Source organism: Marivirga lumbricoides, assembly GCF_014636295.1.
Classification (GTDB): Bacteria; Bacteroidota; Bacteroidia; order Cytophagales; family Cyclobacteriaceae; genus Marivirga; species Marivirga lumbricoides.
The window spans coordinates 225329-243799 of sequence record NZ_BMEC01000010.1 but is presented as its reverse complement, the minus strand read 5'-3'; the positions used below and the strand labels follow the sequence as shown (position 1 = coordinate 243799).

At 36.0% G+C, this 18471-nt stretch carries 20 protein-coding genes; 9 read left to right on the top strand and 11 right to left on the bottom strand.

From position 1 onward, the window contains the following. Positions 1-25 precede the first annotated feature (25 nt). Entirely contained in the window at positions 26-1183 is a 1158-nt protein-coding gene (locus IEV85_RS16325; protein WP_188465362.1) for a 1-acyl-sn-glycerol-3-phosphate acyltransferase, read from the bottom strand. Positions 1184-1369: 186 nt separating this feature from the next. Between IEV85_RS16325 and IEV85_RS16320 the strand changes: the two genes are divergently transcribed. The 4 genes from IEV85_RS16320 to map are packed head-to-tail and all read left to right on the top strand — an operon-like array spanning position 1370 to position 3135. After that, entirely contained in the window at positions 1370-1597 is a 228-nt protein-coding gene (locus IEV85_RS16320; protein ID WP_188465360.1) for a hypothetical protein, read from the top strand. 46 nt (positions 1598-1643) lie between these two features. Next, positions 1644-1946, top strand: coding sequence for a hypothetical protein (locus IEV85_RS16315; RefSeq protein ID WP_188465358.1), 303 nt, complete (start codon positions 1644-1646; stop codon positions 1944-1946). A gap of 2 nt (positions 1947-1948) precedes the next feature. Continuing rightward, the gene (locus tag IEV85_RS16310) at positions 1949-2350 is read left to right on the top strand and encodes a BT0820 family HAD-type phosphatase (RefSeq protein WP_188465356.1); all 402 of its coding nucleotides are present in this window, start codon (positions 1949-1951) and stop codon (positions 2348-2350) included. Then, a complete protein-coding gene (gene map, locus IEV85_RS16305) occupies positions 2347-3135 on the top strand; it encodes a type I methionyl aminopeptidase (protein ID WP_188465354.1) in 789 nt (262 codons plus the stop codon). The genes IEV85_RS16310 and map overlap by 4 nt, the downstream gene beginning before the upstream one ends. 53 nt (positions 3136-3188) lie before the next feature. Here map and IEV85_RS16300 read toward each other — a convergent pair whose 3' ends face one another. After that, positions 3189-4061 carry a TraB/GumN family protein gene (locus tag IEV85_RS16300; protein ID WP_188465352.1) on the bottom strand — a complete coding sequence of 291 codons (873 nt, stop codon included), beginning with the start codon at positions 4059-4061 and terminating at the stop codon, positions 3189-3191. Positions 4062-4181: 120 nt separating this feature from the next. On the opposite strand from IEV85_RS16300, the gene IEV85_RS16295 reads away from it, so the two are divergent. Further along, positions 4182-4664, top strand: coding sequence for an RNA polymerase sigma factor (locus IEV85_RS16295; RefSeq protein WP_188465350.1), 483 nt, complete (start codon positions 4182-4184; stop codon positions 4662-4664). Continuing rightward, positions 4654-5247, top strand: a complete 594-nt coding sequence (locus IEV85_RS16290; protein ID WP_188465348.1) for a hypothetical protein — start codon at positions 4654-4656, stop codon at positions 5245-5247. Before IEV85_RS16295 ends, IEV85_RS16290 begins: the two co-directional genes overlap by 11 nt. Here the strand turns inward: IEV85_RS16290 and IEV85_RS16285 are convergent. From IEV85_RS16285 to IEV85_RS16275, 3 genes are read right to left on the bottom strand one after another with little or no spacing between them, the layout of a single operon-like run. Then, positions 5244-5642, bottom strand: coding sequence for a VOC family protein (locus tag IEV85_RS16285; protein ID WP_188465346.1), 399 nt, complete (start codon positions 5640-5642; stop codon positions 5244-5246). The two genes, IEV85_RS16290 and IEV85_RS16285, sit on opposite strands and share 4 nt — an antisense overlap. 31 nt (positions 5643-5673) lie before the next feature. Continuing rightward, positions 5674-6732, bottom strand: a complete 1059-nt coding sequence (locus tag IEV85_RS16280; RefSeq protein WP_188465344.1) for a lysylphosphatidylglycerol synthase transmembrane domain-containing protein — start codon at positions 6730-6732, stop codon at positions 5674-5676. Further along, the gene (locus IEV85_RS16275; RefSeq protein ID WP_188465342.1) at positions 6729-7475 is read right to left on the bottom strand and encodes a segregation and condensation protein A; all 747 of its coding nucleotides are present in this window, start codon (positions 7473-7475) and stop codon (positions 6729-6731) included. Before IEV85_RS16275 ends, IEV85_RS16280 begins: the two co-directional genes overlap by 4 nt. A gap of 182 nt (positions 7476-7657) precedes the next feature. Between IEV85_RS16275 and dxs the strand changes: the two genes are divergently transcribed. Then, positions 7658-9583 (top strand): 1-deoxy-D-xylulose-5-phosphate synthase, encoded by a 1926-nt coding sequence (gene dxs / locus IEV85_RS16270; RefSeq protein ID WP_188465340.1) that lies wholly within the window; start codon positions 7658-7660, stop codon positions 9581-9583. Next, positions 9580-10353: an alpha/beta fold hydrolase gene (locus IEV85_RS16265; protein ID WP_188465338.1), complete on the top strand. Its 774-nt coding sequence runs from the start codon at positions 9580-9582 to the stop codon at positions 10351-10353. The genes dxs and IEV85_RS16265 overlap by 4 nt, the downstream gene beginning before the upstream one ends. A 39-nt stretch (positions 10354-10392) precedes the next feature. On the opposite strand, the gene galE is transcribed toward IEV85_RS16265, so the two are convergent. The 4 genes from galE to IEV85_RS16245 all read right to left on the bottom strand — a co-directional run bounded on the left by galE (position 10393) and on the right by IEV85_RS16245 (position 16260). Further along, positions 10393-11424 carry a UDP-glucose 4-epimerase GalE gene (galE, locus tag IEV85_RS16260; RefSeq protein ID WP_188465336.1) on the bottom strand — a complete coding sequence of 344 codons (1032 nt, stop codon included), beginning with the start codon at positions 11422-11424 and terminating at the stop codon, positions 10393-10395. Continuing rightward, a complete protein-coding gene (locus IEV85_RS16255) occupies positions 11424-12416 on the bottom strand; it encodes a UDP-glucuronic acid decarboxylase family protein (protein WP_188465333.1) in 993 nt (330 codons plus the stop codon). The genes galE and IEV85_RS16255 overlap by 1 nt, the downstream gene beginning before the upstream one ends. A gap of 4 nt (positions 12417-12420) precedes the next feature. Further along, entirely contained in the window at positions 12421-13719 is a 1299-nt protein-coding gene (locus tag IEV85_RS16250) for a UDP-glucose dehydrogenase family protein (RefSeq protein ID WP_188465331.1), read from the bottom strand. 204 nt (positions 13720-13923) lie between these two features. Then, entirely contained in the window at positions 13924-16260 is a 2337-nt protein-coding gene (locus tag IEV85_RS16245) for a TonB-dependent receptor (protein WP_229712620.1), read from the bottom strand. 208 nt (positions 16261-16468) lie between these two features. Here IEV85_RS16245 and IEV85_RS16240 point away from each other — a divergent pair, with 208 nt between their 5' ends. After that, the gene (locus IEV85_RS16240) at positions 16469-17116 is read left to right on the top strand and encodes a MarR family winged helix-turn-helix transcriptional regulator (protein ID WP_188465327.1); all 648 of its coding nucleotides are present in this window, start codon (positions 16469-16471) and stop codon (positions 17114-17116) included. Here the strand turns inward: IEV85_RS16240 and IEV85_RS16235 are convergent. Then, entirely contained in the window at positions 17113-17592 is a 480-nt protein-coding gene (locus tag IEV85_RS16235) for a sterol desaturase family protein (RefSeq protein WP_188465325.1), read from the bottom strand. The two genes, IEV85_RS16240 and IEV85_RS16235, sit on opposite strands and share 4 nt — an antisense overlap. 27 nt (positions 17593-17619) lie before the next feature. After that, complete coding sequence (locus IEV85_RS16230; protein ID WP_188465324.1) at positions 17620-18465, bottom strand: 4-hydroxy-3-methylbut-2-enyl diphosphate reductase; 846 nt, start codon at positions 18463-18465, stop codon at positions 17620-17622. Positions 18466-18471: the final 6 nt, after the last annotated feature.

Sequence of the window (18471 nt, the reverse complement as noted above, 5' to 3'; positions counted from 1 at the left end):
TCAGATAAAGTGGTAGCTAAAATAATCAGAGATTTTTCTCAAAAATACCATCAACCTTAAGCTTATTTTTTACTGGGTTTGCATACATAGCCAGTAATGGGTGGCGAAGAGATTGAAAATCACCTGAGAACGTTTGCACCTGATTCCTCAAATAGTTTTCAAATTTTTCTGCTTCTTCTTTGGTATAGTGATCTGAAAATCTTTCCTCAATAAGCCAATCATAAGCGATAAAATTACTTGGCCAAAGTTTATAGCTTTTATGAATTCTTTCATCTATTAAATCCGCTAAAGCCTGCATCTGATCATTTTTGTTTTTTATGGTTTTGATCTCTCTCAACTTTTCATCAACAATTTTTCCGATTGACAGATGCACACGACCTTTTATACCTGTTATACCTGCAATCATACTTTTAAGGTCGTCACCAGGAGATTTCTCCATGATTTTCCCTTCCATTTTATATTGAATCTCGCGAGCCTTTAGTACATCGCAAGGGTCATACTCATAAGAAATAGCCATTGGAGCTATTCTGAGTGGTGCATAATTTTCATAAAAATCATCTCCGCCATTCAGGCCAATCATTTTTAACAGTCCTTGCTGAGTCTGGTCATCTCCATCTTTAGTTCGTCCCTCTCTTTGGGCAATCCAAACAGAAGTATTTTTCTCTAATAAGGTAAACCTGATATATGCAGAAAGTATCAGTGAGTAGGAATACATTTCCCTTGGAGGCACATTTCTATTAACGATGAAGTTTTTATTAAGCTTAGCAAAATCGGTAATCCAGTCGTTCACCAATAAATTATTCCCGATGGCTACCTCAGTGGTTCCTAACTGATGCTCAAAAAGTAACACGTTTAGAATAGCTGAATCTAAAACAATATCTCTATGATTAGAAATAAAAAGATAAGACTTATCGCGGTTGAGTTTTTCGAACCCTTCATATGTAATTCCATCAGAACTGCTATCCAGTACCGTTCTGGCAGCAGGATACATCATTACGGATTGAAAATCCTGAATAGATTGAATAGATGAAAGTCTTTCCTTTAATTCCTTAATAGGCTTATCAGGAAATAACCTTTGGGCAATCTGATCAAAAAAAGGATGATTTATAAATCGATTAATTGCTGCTTGTACTTCGGCATCATGATAGGGTCTTATATTCTCAAATGCTTCTGAATACTTCATAGTTTAGAAAATAGAAATACGAAATAAGGCATTTTTAAGCTAAATATGGTATAGAATACGAAAAAATAGCCGAAAAGCTCCTTGGTATAAATTAAGAAATAAAAAATTTTAATAATTGAATAACACTGAATTAACATCTTTCACGTTACATTTACCTACTTTTGTTACATAAAAGATTAGAAAATTATGCTAAAAGCTACTCCAACCTATCATAAAGGAATTAACTTCATTCAAATCTCTTCTCTCCCTTTAGAGCAACAGGAGCTTTTTCAGGAATGGGTACCACAATCCTGTATTATGGAGATTAAAATCAATAATATAGTAATGGATGATTGTGTAGAATATCAGGATTATACTTATTGGTTCAACTTTCAGTTTGCTCAAAGCAATACTTTATTAGATATCAGTCTTTAATACTCTTTTTAATATTTTACCTTTGTGGCAAAAGTAAGATGTTGTCATGAGCCACTCTCCTGAATTTTTAGTGTTATCAGAAAAATTATTACCTGATGTCAATTTTTCTGCTGAAGCACACCATAAAGCTGAGTTTATTCAGCAAGCCTCTCCTTACATTTCTCACCTTCTTGACTCTGATTTTCAGAAACTGGTACAGATAATGTATCGTATTGACGTGTCAGAAAAAGAATTTGCCTTAACTTTGCAGCCTGCAAGTAACAATGATATAACGAAGTCATTGGCAGAATTAATTTATGACCGGTTACTGATTAAAGCCCAGTACAGAGCAAAATATAAGGAAAACTAGAAATGCTGAAAATTGCTGTTGACTTTGATGGTACTATTGTAGAGGATAAATTCCCGGCAATAGGCAAACCTCATCTATTTGCTATAGAAACCCTTTTAGCATTACAAAAAAAAAGGCACCAATTAATATTATGGACTGTTCGTGAAGGAGAGTCACTGAAAAAGGCAGTTGAGTTTTGTGAAAGTCATGGTATAGAGTTCTATGCAGTAAACAAGAACTTTCCTGAAGAAGTATTGGAGCCAGGCCAAAGCAGAAAAATCAATGCGGACATCTTTATTGATGACAGAAACGTTGGTGGATTTATAGGCTGGAGCAAAGTATGGGAACTATTAGGAGATAATTCGGTTGATTATAAACTTCCTGAAAAAGATTTTTGGGCAAAATTTAAAGACTTATTCAAATGATCCATTTAAAGACAAAAGAAGAAATTGAATTGATGAGAAAAAGTGCGCTTTTGGTATCAAAAACGCTAGGCCTTATGGCAGAGCTGCTTGAACCGGGCATTTCTTCATTAGAATTGGATAAGAAAGCAGAAGAATTTATTAGAGACAACGGTGGTGTGCCGGGATTCTTAGGAATGTATGATTTCCCTAATACTTTATGCATGAGCCCTAATGAACAGGTGGTACATGGCTATCCTTCCAATGAGCCATTAAAAGAGGGAGATATCATCTCAATTGACTGCGGTGTTCTGATGAATGGATTTTACGGAGACCATGCTTATACTTTTACAGTGGGAGAAGTTAAACCTGAAATTGAAAAATTACTGAAGGTAACTAAAGAATCTTTATACCTGGGTATTGAGCAATGTAAAGCAGGAAACAGAACAGGAGATATAGGGTTTGCTATTCAGCAGCATGCGGAAAAAAATGGTTATGGTGTAGTGAGGGAACTTGTAGGTCATGGTTTAGGCCGTGATATGCATGAAGCTCCGGAAGTCCCCAATTTTGGAAAAAGAGGAAGAGGAGTGAAGCTTAAAGAAGGAATGGTGCTTGCTATTGAGCCAATGATTAATTTAGGCGGAAGAGGCATCAGGCAATTAGCTGATGGTTGGTCCATTATCACTGCTGATGGAAAGTATTCAGCACATTTTGAACACGATGTGGCAATTGTGGATGGCAAGCCAGATATACTTTCAACGTTTGATTATGTAGAAGAAGCTTTAACAAAAAAAGGTGTAGCCATCTAATAATATAAATGTTCTGCTAATCCATTGAAAATTAGCAGAACATTATAAATCCTTTACTTTACTGCTTCAACTGTAAACCCTTCTTTTCTTAGTAAAGCTATAACTCCCTCTTCTGAAGTTAAATGCCCTGCTCCAACAGCGTAAAATACTGATTGCTCTCTTGATAGTTTCTCAATAATTGGTATCCAGTTTTTGTTTCTCTGAACCAACAATTTATCGTTAAAACCTTCGAAGTCTTCGTTGTCTTTAATTATTTTACCAAGTTGCTTTAGGTCCTTTTCTGTGTAAGCGGCCATCATTTCATTCATCATTTTATTGCTTTCCTCTGGTGTTTCAATGGCTTCTATTAAGGCTTCTATTTGCTTTTCAGTGCTTAAATCATCAAATAAGCCTATCTGATATTCAACAGTTTCAAGACCAATTAATTCTTTTTCCTGAGCCGCAGCAAGTTTAACAAACTCTGCTTCAAACTGTCTGGTTTCACAGCTCATATTACCCAATAGAACCATGCTGCTTAACACAAAAGGCTTTAAAACACCCATTTGAGCTATCCCCTGCCCATATTTAGCTTTAAAATAATTATCTACCACCTCCACTTTGTCGGCAGGAATATGTTCCTGAATATTTTTCATTCCGGGATTAATTGATAACTGCTGAATTTTAGCATTCATAGCAGGATCATCCATGTCAAGCTCAAGAGCTATTTTATCAGCATTCTCAACTGCCTTAAGCACGGCATCTGACATTTCATATTTATCTGCACAAATTAAATGGATAGTTCCGAATACATAAGATGGTTTTTCCAAACCATTTCCGGTCACCTTCCATAATAATGCTTTTTCTTTAGGTTGTTGTGCAAAAGCTACCTGAACAATAAAAATACTGCATAAAGCAAACTTCAAGATTTTAGAGATTCTATTTTTCATAATTCCATTATTGATATTTTTAAGTAAGTAGCTAAAAAGAGAAAATTATTACAATTATTTTAACTTAGTTGTAATAAAATTGATACCTCCTGCAACTAACCGGTTAGCCGGTTAAAAAGAATGAAAAAAGTTGATTTCAAAGATCTTTTAGAAGAAAATAAGCATATAATTTCGAAACTATGTAGGGCCTATTCAAATGACCAGGATGAATTTGAAGACTATTTTCAGGAAGTTTCTTTGCAAATCTGGAAAGCATATGACTCTTTCAAAGGAGAGTCAAAAATCTCCACATGGATTTATAGAATCACCTTAAATGTGTGCCTTTCGGAAATCAGAAAAAACAAGAGAAGAATAAGTACATCTCCTTTTAAACCAGATTTTGATGCTGCTGATCATCCTTCTGACCTGCATCAGGAAAAAGTAGACAACTTATACAATGCTATAAAAACCTTAAAAAAGGTTGACCGTGCTATTATTTTACTTTATCTGGAGGACAAAAAATATAAAGAAATGGCTGAAATCCTGGGGATTAATATTTCCAATATAGGGGTAAAAGTGAACAGAATAAAACACGAACTAAAACTGAAGCTCAATGGACAATGAACTAAAAGATTTGTGGAGCCTCAATACGAGTGATGTTGAGCTTTCAGAAAAGAAGATTGATACTATAGTGAAATCAAAAAGCACTACTTTAATTGCTAAAATAATTAAAACGATAAAAATTGAACACATTATTAATCTCATTTCTTTCCCTCTCTTCCTGGCACTAACAATTTATGAGAGCAAATTTATTTTATCAATATTCACGATAGTATTATTTGTCCCTTTTCTAATTTACTACAATAGGTTGCTCATTAAATTAAAACAGGCTAAAATCGAGTTAAATGTTCACGACTATCTCCTCAAATGCTATAAAAATCTGAAAGCATTTGTTTTACATTACAAGATTGCCTCTACTAGCCTGGCTGTTATTTCCTTTTTTGTAAGTTTAAGTTATGACTTCCACAAGGGGGAAATAAAATCAGTTGAAGAACTTCGTCTGGAAAATAGTAATTATCTAGTATCTATTTTTGCAATAGTTATTGGCCTAATAATTTTATTCGCAGTAATGTGGACGATCATCCATCTGCTTTATGCGGGGAAAATGAAGAAATTGAAAAGAATGATAGAAGAACTGGAAAACTAATCTACCTTATCCCATAAACCTTTGGGTACGATTTCCAACACATGTCCTTCAGGGTCTTCAAAATAGGCAGATAATTTACCTGTGGGCCACTGATGTTCGTAAGTAATTGCTATGCCTTTTTCCTTTAATTCGTTCTTACAACTTTCGTAGGCTTCTGCTTCTACTTCAAAGGCAATATGCTGTTTACCCGTGGCATAATGAGGAGGCGGAACATTTTGTACACCGCTATAATCAGGGTTAAAACACAATAAAACAGAGCTCCCACATCTAAAAAATATCAATTTGTCTGGCACATCTGATATAACAGGAAGCCCTAATTTGTTATGGTAAAATTCTCTGGCCGCGTCAAGGTTCTTAATATATAAGCAAGTTTCTTTAATCTGATTAAATTCCATATTTCAGGCAACGTAAATTTTAGAACCCATGTTATTTTTTAGTCTTTTTCTCAAAGAAAACCCTTCTGATCCACCTTGGCAGGATCAAAGCACCTAAGAACAAGTAGGGATAATAAGTCATTAACCGCCAGAAAATATTGCTTATAAAAGTAACAGCCCCCAAATCCTCACGGAAAAACTGTGTGAAGATAAATTCTGCTGTACCGCTACTTCCTGGTGTAGGAGAAATTAACATAGTAATCCATATAATTACCTGCCTTGCAAAAATCACTAAATGCTGTCCAAAGTTCTGGTTGGTAAAAGCTTCAATAACGCAATTAAGCATAGCGTACCGCGCGGTCCAGATAAATAATGTAGACAGTGTGATTTTTATCCAATAAGAGTATTTCTTTCCGCGCAGTTCCTTACTGGCCATCATAATTTCAGCTCCCTGCTCGTAGGCATAAGGCCTCCATTTACGCAGCCATTTTATAGAGGTGATCCTTAGCAAAATCCATTTGAACCACCGTGGGTTAACCAGCACAGCAAAGGCCATTACCAAAGTATAAGTAGCGATAGCTCCATAGCTGATAAAAAAAAGGACAGGCAAGCTCTTACCAAATTGGCTATCAATAGCAGAGTTTTCTGGAAAAATCTCACCACCTGCTATTAAGAAAATTAAAGGGGCAACCAACACAAAGTAAAGATTGTCGAAAATTGCAGTTACCATAGTATAAGCCAAAGCCTTTCCAAGTTTCAGCCCCTCCTTCATCAAAATAAAAATTGCTACAGGTGTACCTCCCACAACTGAAGGCGTTACTGCTGAGGCAAATTCCCATAGTATTATCACATAAATACTGCTTTTCCAGCTTAATTTCTCACTTGTTATGGTTCTGATTCTATAAACATAACCTACATCACGGGCAAACAATACCAGGAACGCCAGCATTACAGGAACAACCTTCGCGGTAAAAATGAGAGACAAATTATCAATCGTTACAGTATCGTCCTGATAGAAGAGAAAGGCCACAATACCTACTCCAATCAAAATAGGAATCCACACTTTATTGGGATTCAGCGTTTTAAAAACTTTTTCCTTATCTACCTTCATTCAGCAACCTTTTCAAGTCTCTCCAGCCAAAAATTATTAAACCCCTCTCCTAAAATAATGGTAATCTCCGCATTTTGGAGCAACTCCAGAATGGCTAAAAAATTAAAAATAACAGCAATTTTATTCGGATCTGTATCAATTAATTCTGCAAAAGAAAGCCGTGCCCCCATTCCTAATTTAGTTAAAATAAAATCTTTCTGCCCTGTTATGGTATAAGGGTATTGTACTACTCTGTGAGTGGGCTTATTCTTTTCCAACTCATATTTCGCCATTACTTCCCTGTAGACCTTCAATAACTTGTACAAGTCAACATTTTGAAGTTCTGCTTCCACATTAATAGTTTCTGAAAGTGTTTTAACTTCCTTTTTAGCATTTCCCCTCTTCTCTTTATCGAACATTCCAGCCTCCATATCGGCCAGTTGCTGTAATACAGATTTGTATTTCTTGTATTCCAACAGGTGCCTCACCAATTCTTCACGAGGGTCAATCTCATTGCCTTCTTCATCAATTTGAGGGCGTGGCAATAACATCTTAGACTTAATACGCATGAGAGTGGCTGCAACCAAAATAAATTCACTTGCCACTTCTATATTTAATCTTTCAAGGTGTTTGAGGTAATCAAGGAAGTCGTTAGAGATTTTAGAGATAGGAATATCATAAATATCCAGCTCGTCCCTTTCTATAAAAAAGAGGAGTAGATCAAAAGGCCCTTCAAAAAGTGGTAGTTTAATTTCGAAACTCAAAGCAATAAATTAAGATGTGCGAAATAGCCCAAAGATAATTTATTTCTAAAAGATTGTAACCAACCACAGTGATTTTATTAAAAATTTGCCTTTATCTGCTAAAAAATTCAGTAATTTGTAGGTCGGAAACATTTATTCAGAATAATTGTTTCCATTTCGAAATACATGAAGTTAAGTAGATTATGCTCATACAACCTGGAGAACTTTTAGCGAAAATAAATAGTCCGGCAGATTTAAAAAAATTAGATCAGTCTCAACTCGTTCAGTTCAGTAAAGAATTAAGACAGTTTATTGTAGATAATGTATCCATTTATGGTGGCCATTTTGGTGCCAGCTTAGGAGTAGTAGAACTAACTACTGCTTTACATTATGTTTTTAATACTCCTGAAGACCAGTTGGTATGGGATGTAGGCCATCAGGCATACGGCCACAAAATTATTACCGGCCGAATGAAGGAATTTCATAGCAACAGAGTTTATAAAGGCATCTCAGGATTTCCCAAAAGGAAAGAAAGTGAGTATGATTCTTTCGGAGTGGGGCATTCTTCTACTTCCATTTCAGCTGCATTAGGGATGGCAATTGCTTCCAATATTAAAGGAGAGCATAAGAAACAACATATTGCTGTGATAGGTGATGGGGCCATGACAGGCGGAATGGCCTTTGAAGGGATGAATCATGCAGGTGCTTCAGATGCAAACATGATAATCATTCTGAATGACAACTGCATGTCTATAGATCCTAACGTAGGCGCCCTTAAAGAGTACCTGACGGATATTTCCACCTCACACACCTATAATAAAATGCGTGATGATGTTTGGAAATTGCTTGGTAAGGTAAGTGGTTTCGGAAAAAGTGCTCAGGAAATAGTAGGCAAACTTGAAAATTCTATCAAATCTTTCTTACTAAAGCAGAGCAACCTTTTTGAATCATTGAATTTGCGCTATTTCGGCCCTGTAGACGGGCATGATGTAAATCACCTGGTACATGTATTAAATGATTTAAAAAACATTCCAGGACCAAAAGTATTACATTGTGTAACTACGAAAGGTAAAGGTTTTGCCCCAGCTGAAAAAGACCAAACCAAATGGCATGCTCCGGGGAAGTTTGATAAAATTACCGGAGAGATACAAAAGAAGCCGGATTTAACCCCTCAAGCTCCAAAATATCAGGATGTATTCGGTCATACTTTAGTAGAACTGGCCGAAAAAAATGATAAAATTGTTGGCATCACACCTGCAATGCCTTCAGGCTCTTCTTTAAATATTATGATGAAGAAAATGCCTGAACGTGCTTTTGATGTTGGAATTGCCGAACAACATGCAGTTACTTTTTCTGCTGGCTTAGCAACACAGGGGTTGATTCCATTTTGTAATATTTACAGTACATTCATGCAGCGTGGTTACGACCAGGTAATCCATGATGTATGTATTCAGGATTTACCTGTTAACTTCTGTCTTGATAGAGCCGGGTTTGCCGGAGCTGATGGACCTACCCATCATGGTAACTATGACATTGCCTACATGAGATGCATTCCTAATATGGTGGTAGCCTCTCCTATGAATGAGGCTGAATTACGAAACCTACTGTATACTGCTCAACTTCCACGGGAAGGAAAGGCAATCAGTATCCGTTACCCTCGGGGAAAAGGCGTAATGCCTGAATGGCAAACTCCTATGGAAGCCGTAGAAATAGGCAGTGGGAGAAAGCTTAAAAAAGGTAAAGATCTTGCCATTCTTTCAATTGGCCATATAGGAAACTACGCAATGGAAGCTGCTGAAAAACTTGAAAAAGAAGGTGTTTCTGCTGCAGTTTACGACATGCGTTTTGTAAAACCTTTAGATGAAAAACTGTTACACGAAGTTTTTTCTGAGCATAAAAAGGTAATTACCGTAGAAGACGGATGCCTTATGGGAGGTTTTGGTAGTGCTATACTTGAATTTATGGCAGAAAATGATTATTCTTCGAAAGTAAAACGTTTAGGAATACCCGACAGGATTGTGGAACATGGTGAGCAATATGAGTTACACGCGGAATGCCAGTTTGATACTGAAGGGATTTTCAAGAATGCTTTATTGCTTTTGGAAACATCATTATCAACTAAAGTATGATCATACACTCTGAAGAGACAGGCAAGGGCTATCCGGTAGTTTTATTACACGGTTATGGCGAAACACATCATATCTGGAATAATTATACGAATAAGCTATCCCCAAAATACAGGGTTTTGACACCGGATTTACCTGGGTTCGGAAAAAGTGATGCTTTGCCATACGATCATTCTTTAGATGTAGTTGCCAACTCTATTTATGACTGGCTCAAGAAAAAGAATATATCAGAATGTATAATGATAGGTCATTCTTTAGGAGGTTATGTGACGCTTGAAATTGCTAAAAAGTTTCCAAATATCATTTCCGGGATTGGCCTTCTACACTCTTCTGCTTTAGCCGATACGGAAGATAAGAAACTTGGCAGAGAAAAGAGTATTGAGTTTATCCAAAAACATGGTGTACCCAAATTTATTGAAAGTTTTGTTCCAATGCTTTTTATGGAAGAAAACAGAGCGGCTTATTCAGCAGAAATTGATAAATTAGTTGAGGAAGGCAAGAAAATTCCTGAAAAAATCATGACTGACTATATGCTTGCTATGCGAGACAGAAGTGATAGCAGAGATTTTTTGCTAGAATTTGAAAAGCCTTTACTTTTCATTTTTGGAGAAAAAGATACGAGTGTACCACTTGCAAGAAGTAAAGAGCAAATCAAATATATACAACAGCCCTATTTAAGGAGTTTACCTGACACAGGGCATATGGGAATGTTTGAAAAAGAGGAAGAAGTATATAAAGCCATTTCAAAATTTATTGAAGTAACATTAAAATAGAAAATGTTACTTCAATAAAAGCATAAACCAACAGAGCCCTTATTTTTCTTTTGCTAATGCTTGCTCCCAGTCCCAGGCAGATTTAAGCATATCATCTAAAGTTTTTCGTGTTTCCCAGCCAAGTATTTTGTTGGCTTTTGTTGTATCGGCATATACAGCTTCTACATCACCAGGCCTTCTACCCACTAATTCATGAGGCACCTTCATTCCTGTAACTTTCTCAAAGCTCTGCACCATTTGTAAAACAGAATAGCCATTTCCGCTGCCGATATTAAAAACTTCGAATAGATCCTTTGCTTCGTCTTTATTCATTGCTCTTTCAAGCGCATAAATATGTGCAGTAGCCACATCACTCACATGAATATAATCTCTGACGCAAGTTCCATCAACTGTATTCCAATCGCTACCGAAAATTCTCAATTTTTCTCTTTTACCCAGTGCTGTTTCAGTAATATAAGGCACTAAGTGATGCGGAGCGCCTTTCTGAAACTCTCCAATTAAAGTGGATTCATGTGCCCCTATAGGATTAAAATATCTAAGTGAGATAATGCTTAATTCATGAGCCTTAGCAGCATCGGCCAAAATATCTTCACATATCTTTTTGGTATTTCCGTAAGGGGAAACAGCCGGCTTAATAGAAGCATTTTCTGTTACAGGCAACTCATCAGGGTTACCATACACAGTACAGGAAGAAGAGAAAACCATTGGTTTTACCTCAAATTCCTTCATGCATTCCAATAAGTTAATAGTAGAAGTAAGGTTATTATAATAATAATGAAGTGGCTTTTCGACAGATTCTTCAACAAGCAAAGCAGCTGCAAAATGTATTACTCCGGAAATATCATTGTTGTTATTCCAAAAAAGCTCCTGAAGCTGTTCCTTATCTCTCATTTCAACTTGCTGAAATAATGGTCTTTTTCCGCAAACCTTCTCTAATCTATCCAGAACGCTGAGATCTGAGTTGGAAAGGTTATCGATGATGAGAGGTTCATATCCTTGCTTAATCAGCTCCACTACGGTATGAGAGCCTATATAACCTAAACCACCAGTAACTAAAATCTTCTTACTCATTATTTCTTACTATATTTTTCGAAATCTTTATGCTCCGTCTGAAAAAGCTTTTCTCTGTCTAATGATTTAAAATAATCATATGTAATCTTCAATCCTTCAGCACGATTTACTTTAGGAGACCATTTTAACAACTCTTGTGCTTTTGTGGTATCAGGTTTTCTTTGCTTAGGGTCATCTTTAGGTAAATCCTTGTAAATCACTTTCTGAGCAGTTCCTGTAAGCTTAATTATTTCTTCAGCAAACTCACTTATGGTTATTTCATCCGGATTTCCAATATTTACAGGATAAGCATAATCACTTAAAAGTAACCTGTAAATCCCCTCAACCAAATCATCCACATAGCAAAATGAACGGGTTTGGGATCCATCTCCAAAAACTGTTAAATCCTCTCCTCTTAAAGCCTGACCAATAAAAGCAGGCAATACCCGACCATCATTCAGACGCATTCTGGGCCCGTAGGTATTGAAAATCCTGATGATTCTGGTTTCCAGTTTATGATAAGTATGGTAAGCCATTGTAATTGACTCCATAAACCTTTTGGCCTCATCATACACTCCCCTTGGCCCAATAGGATTTACATTACCATAATATTCCTCAGTTTGGGGGTGAACCAGTGGATCACCATATACTTCAGAGGTAGAGGCTACAAGTATTCTGGCTTTTTTATCTTTGGCTAACCCTAATAAATTATGGGTGCCATGAGCACCCACTTTCAATGTTTGAATAGGAATTTTGAGATAATCAATCGGACTGGCCGGAGAGGCAAAATGTAGTATATATTTTAAATCTCCGGAGATATGGACATACTTTGTTACATCATGGTGGTGGAATTCAAAATCCTCTTGCCCCATTAAATGAGCAATATTATCCATAGAACCGGTAATCAGATTATCCATTCCGATGACATAGTAGCCTTCTTTCATAAAGCGATCACATAAATGTGATCCTAAAAAACCAGCTGCTCCTGTGATTAATACTCTTTCTTTACTCATTGAATTATCGTCCTATGCTAAAATATGTAAACCCTTCTTCCTTCATTTGCTCTGGCTCATATAAGTTTCTACCATCAAGAATAAGAGGAGAGCTTAACTTTTCTTTAATTATTTTGAATTCAGGAGTTCTAAATACCGGCCATTCAGTCATTATCATTAAGGCATCTGTACCCTCTAAAGTTTCATACTCATCTTCACAATAAGTAACTTTATCTCCTATTACCTCCTTCACATTTTCCATAGCCTCTGGATCATAAACGCGTACTTTTGCGCCTAGTTCCAACAAAGCGTTAATATTATACAAGGCCGGTGCTTCACGAATATCATCAGTATAAGGTTTAAAAGCGAGACCCCACATGGCAATTGTTTTTCCTTCTAATTCGTTTTTAAAATATCCTTTCAGGTGATCTATCAGTCTGGTTTTCTGTCTTGTATTGACAGCCATTACTGATTCAAGTATCTTAAAATCGTAATTAACATCTTTAGAAGATTTGGCTAGTGCCTGAACATCTTTTGGAAAGCAACTTCCTCCATAACCTATTCCCGCAAACAAGAACCTTTTACCAATTCTGGTATCAGTTCCTATTCCCTTTCTTACCATATCTACATTGGCTCCTAACCTTTCACACAGGTTTGCAATTTCATTCATAAAGGTGATTTTTGTGGCCAGAAAAGAATTAGCTGCATATTTTGTAAGTTCAGCAGACTTCTCATCCATAAAAATTACCGGGTTACCCTGACGAACTAAAGGAGCATATAAAGTCTCCATAATTTTTTTGGCTTTTACAGATTCCGTACCAATTACTACCCTGTCCGGTTTCATAAAATCATCTACTGCCACTCCTTCACGAAGGAATTCAGGGTTAGAAACCACATCAAATTCTACTTTAGCATTTTTGGAAATTGCCTGAGTAACTTTTTCAGCAGTACCTACAGGCACTGTACTTTTATCTACAATTACTGCATATTGCTCCAGTATACTTCCTAAATCATCTGCTACTTTCAATATATATTTCAAATCCGCAGAACCATCCTCGCCAGGAGGTGTTGGTAAGGCTAAGAAAATAACATCCGCGCCTTTAATACCCTCTTTCAGGCTAGTAGTAAATTCTAATCTTTTCTGACGAATATTCCTTTCAAAAAGTACCTCAAGACCCGGTTCATAAATAGTAATGATACCTTGTTGAAGTTTATTTACTTTCTTTTCATCAATATCTACACAAGTCACATGGTTTCCTGTTTCTGCAAAACATGTCCCTGTTACTAAACCTACATAACCTGTTCCTACTACTGCTATTTTCATGCGCTAATTTAAATTTAAGAGTTGATCAAAATGAAAAGGATGGTCCTTTCCGAAATTTATTAAGATAGTTTTACACAAAAATAAAGTAAGTATATTAAATAGCTACTTTTAAAACGGAAAATTCATCACATTATATTTAATATTAAGATAATTAAATAAACAGATAGATAAACTCATCTAAATCTTCAATGAATAATTTCTCATTTAGAAATCAATTACAATACCCAAACTGGGAAGTAATGAGCTGTTATCAAGTTCCTCGATCTTCACTAGCTGTCTTGGTGTAATTACATTTCCATTATCATCTCTTAATAAACCATAATTAGGTTCAGATGGAAGCTGCTGAACAAAAACATTCTGAAATTCGAGGAATACATTGAAGGTCCACTTAGGAAAGTTCCATTTTTTATCAATTCGCAAATCTGTTTGGTTAAACGGATCCAACAACAAATCCCCCTGGCGCGAGTAGTTTCTGATGATGGTAGGGTAACTGGCCAAAGTAGCTTCTTCATCCACAGGAGCCAAAGGTGTTTGGCCTAAGTAGCGAACTCTCGCACTCACTTCCCAGTTATTACCGAATTTATATCCCCCTGTAAAGGTGATTAGGTTTCTGTTGTCCCATGTAGAAGGCAAATATTGCTCTTGGTTAAAGCCAGTAAATTCACTTTTATAAAATGTATAAGCCAAAATTGCATAGAAATTCTTAGTGAATTTTCTCTGGTATAAAAATTCTATACCAAAGGTTCTCCCCAGGCCTGCACTCTCTACGTTTTCATTACCCAAAACAGAGAAGCCTCCTCCTAAATTAGCTAAAGAAACGCTATCCACCACTGACACAGGATAATCTTCATATTTTTTATAAAATCCCTCTATACTTATTCTGGAAGAAGGAGTTAAGAGATATTCAATCCCCGCTACCAAATGGTCGCTTTGAATATATTTGGTATTTTTATTTAATAAATTACCTGTACTATCTGCAAAACCTAAAATAGTGTAAGGAGGGATTTTGTAATATCTACCGATTGATGCATTAACTGACCATTTTCTCGCTTCGTCTAACTGATAAGAAACAGAAAATCTTGGACTGAAAGTTTTGTAAATCGCATTCCCACCTTCCATCAATGTATTCCCATCCATCCTAAAACCGGCCGACACACCCAATCTTTCTTTAAAAAATTTTCTTGAGGCCTGTGTATGAATTCCGTATCTCGTGAAATTTAAACTATTTGAATAAGAAAAACCCCTTGCACTATCAATCCGCTCACTTTTATTGCTGTAGATAGCCTGTTGTACGATGAACCCTGTATTTACAGTCCATTCATTCAGGAACTTTGTGAGGTTATATCGAAATTTAATCTCTTGCTCCTGAGAATCATTGTTAAATACCAGTCCTTCTTGTTCTGCCACATCATCAAATTGCTGAAATCTATTGTTAAGGATGTTGGTACTTAAGGCGGTTGTCATAAAACCGGAATTATCCTTGAACCGATTTTTCCAGCTTAAGCCTGCTGTAGTAGACCATTGATCAATGATAGGAATCTGATCTAATGTAGCCTGCTGATCAGGGCTAAATTCATCTGGAACATTGATCGATATATTATCCAGAGAACCTACACCAGTAAAAATCAATTCATTGTAGTTATCAAATTTGTGAGACAACTTATACTGATAGTCCCAATAGTCCGGCAGAAAGGGTAAATCAATTGCCTGAAATAGAAGTTGTAAATATGATCTTCTTACAGAAGCGATAAAAGATGTATTACTTTGCTCCTCATTTTTACTTTTGAATAGCGGGCCCTCGGTGGTCACTGCTGCTTCACTACTACTTACTCTAATGTTAGTTTGATACTCCCTGTTATTTCCGTTCCGCTGATCAAACTGCAAAACGCCTGATAAAACATTATCATACTGAGAGGGAAATGCGCTGGATGAGAGTGTGACCCCTTCAAAGAAAGAAACATTTAACAAACCCACCGGACCACCTGCACTCCCCTGTGTGCTAAAATGGTTAATATTAGGTATTTCTATCCCATCAAGGTAATAAACATTTTCGTTAGGAGCTCCACCTCTAATAATCACATCATTTCTAAAGCCTCCAACTGAGCCACTTACACCAGGTAAAGATTGTACTACTTTAGCAATATCATTATTTCCCCCGGGATAGGTAGCTATTTCTTCAGGTGATAATTTCTGAACAGACAAAGGTGTATCCTCCGTTTTGCGAAATGGATTTGCCCGCACGGTTACTCCTTCAAGTTGCTCAACGCTTTCCTGTAATTCAAAATTAAGATCAGGAATTCCTCCACTTTTAAGGACAATATTGAATTTTGTTTGAGATTGATAACCAACAAAAGAAGCTTTTACATTATAAGTGGCAGGTGTAGCATTGCGGATTGTAAAATAGCCATTTACATCGGTTACAGCTCCTAGCTCTGTTCCTTCAAGTAGTACAGTTGCACCAATTAGTGGCTCATTTGTTTTGACATCACGCACATAACCCGAAACTTGGGCTACATTTTGAGCAATAAGTGAGTGAGGCAAAACTGTATAAATTATTAGTGAGGTTAAAATTGAGAAACATCTGTATAACTGTAACATAACTTATATATGATTAATAGTTGTTCATTTAGCCAATTACCAACTCAGGCTGAGTATTTTTGAAACACTAAACTAAAAGCTCAATTAATTGTTACAAATTAATAATAATTATATTACAATTTTGTTATAATTAATAAAACATAAAATACATATGCTAAATGAAGGGATAACTTTATTACAGGAGTTTCAGAAGTTCAAGAAGAAAAATCCTTCAGGAAGTATGGCAGAATTTGGCAAGTTTCTTTCAGACACTGAAGAAAGCAATTCTACAAGTTTGGAGAAAATGGGTGAAAAAATGCCTTTTCAGTTTCCTGCTGATTCAATCGATGACTACTTAGGCTGGGTTTGGGGCAGATTAATTGAATTCACTCATGTTTGGGAGAAAAAAGCTTTTGCGAATCTGGATATAAGTAATACTACAGAATTTGGCATTCTCTTATTTGTATTAAGTCACTCAGGATGTAGTAAAAGAGATGTTACTGCACATGTACACCAGGAAAAGAGCACCATTTATGAGGTAATTAAACGCTTGGTGAGTAAAAATTTAATTATTGAAAATGCTGACGAAAATGACAAACGTGTAAAATCACTCACATTGTCAGAAAATGGAAAGCAGGCTGCTTTTATGAGTTTAAGCCGAATGAAAAAAGTGAGTAAGCATTTAGTGGCTCCACTTAATGAAACGGATAAAGTTCAGATGTTTGACGCACTTGTTTTACTAGACAAGTATCATCAGAAGTGTTTTGAAAAGTATAATGGCAAAAGGTGGGAAGAGATGGAGAAGGATTTACTTTCTTAACTTATTTTATTCTTGTTATCGACTTCATACTTTTTTGGAGCATATAAAAAGCCGAATGCCTCTGCACCATCCTTGGTATGAACTTCATGATGAATATAATGAGCCCTCATCATTCTTTTGAGATAAGAGTTTTTTGCTTTAAATTTTAATTTCACCCTTCTATGAACAAGTATATCATGAAAAAGAACATAAAAGACACCATAGCAAGCTACTCCTATTCCTACAAATAACAACCATCTTACAGCAGGAAACTCTATACCTGCCATAATTAAAGCTGCTGAAGGGATGCTAAATACTACTGCAAATAAATCATTCCTCTCTAACTTATGATTATGCACTTTATGGTGCGACTTATGCCAGGTCCATAAAAAACCATGCATAATATATTTATGTGTAAACCAGGCTACTGCTTCCATGAAAAAGAAGGTGCCTACTATAAGAAATGCATAAAATAAAATCAATAAAATATCAGTCATTGTTGCAAATATACTACTGAAAGGATATTAATAATTTAAAAGTTCATCCCTAACCTGTTCCATTAGCCACATGGGGGTGGATGTGGCACCACAGATTCCTACAGTATCATTATCTGCAAACCAATTTTTATCTAATTCAGAGGTGTTAGAAATGAAATAAGTGTTTGGGTTTTGGTCTTTACAAACATTATAAAGCACTTTCCCATTAGATGATTTAGTTCCTGAAACAAAAATTATTTTATCGAATTCACCGGCAAAGTTTCGAAGTTCCTTATCTCGGTTAGAAACCTGCCGGCAAATTGTATCATTAGAATTTACAGTAATTCCTGCATTGGTTAGTATTTCTTTTATTTCATAAAATTTGTCGGTACTCTTAGTAGTCTGGCTATAAAGCGTTAAATTTTTGGGTAAAGATGGAATGTCTAGCTCATTAATATCCTGAAAAACAACTGCTTTCTGGTTGGTCTGACCTAACAAACCTTCTACTTCAGCATGACCATGCTTTCCATAAATATAAATCAACTCCTCTTTATCGAAAGAATTTTTTATTCTGTTTTGCAGCTTTAAAACTACAGGGCATGAGGCGTCAATTAAAGTAAGATTATTTTCAATAGCTAATTTATAAGTAGAGGGCGGTTCTCCGTGTGCACGGATGAGTACCTTTTCATTATTGAGAAGCTTTAAATCCTCTCTATTAATAATTTTGAGTCCTTTATTCTCAAGTCTTTTTACTTCCTCATCATTATGAACAATATCTCCTAAACAATAAAGATATCCTTGTTCTTCCAGCATATCTTCTGCCATTTCTATAGCATAAACAACTCCGAAACAAAAGCCTGAATTATTATCAATTTTCACACTAAGATTCATCATGAGTCT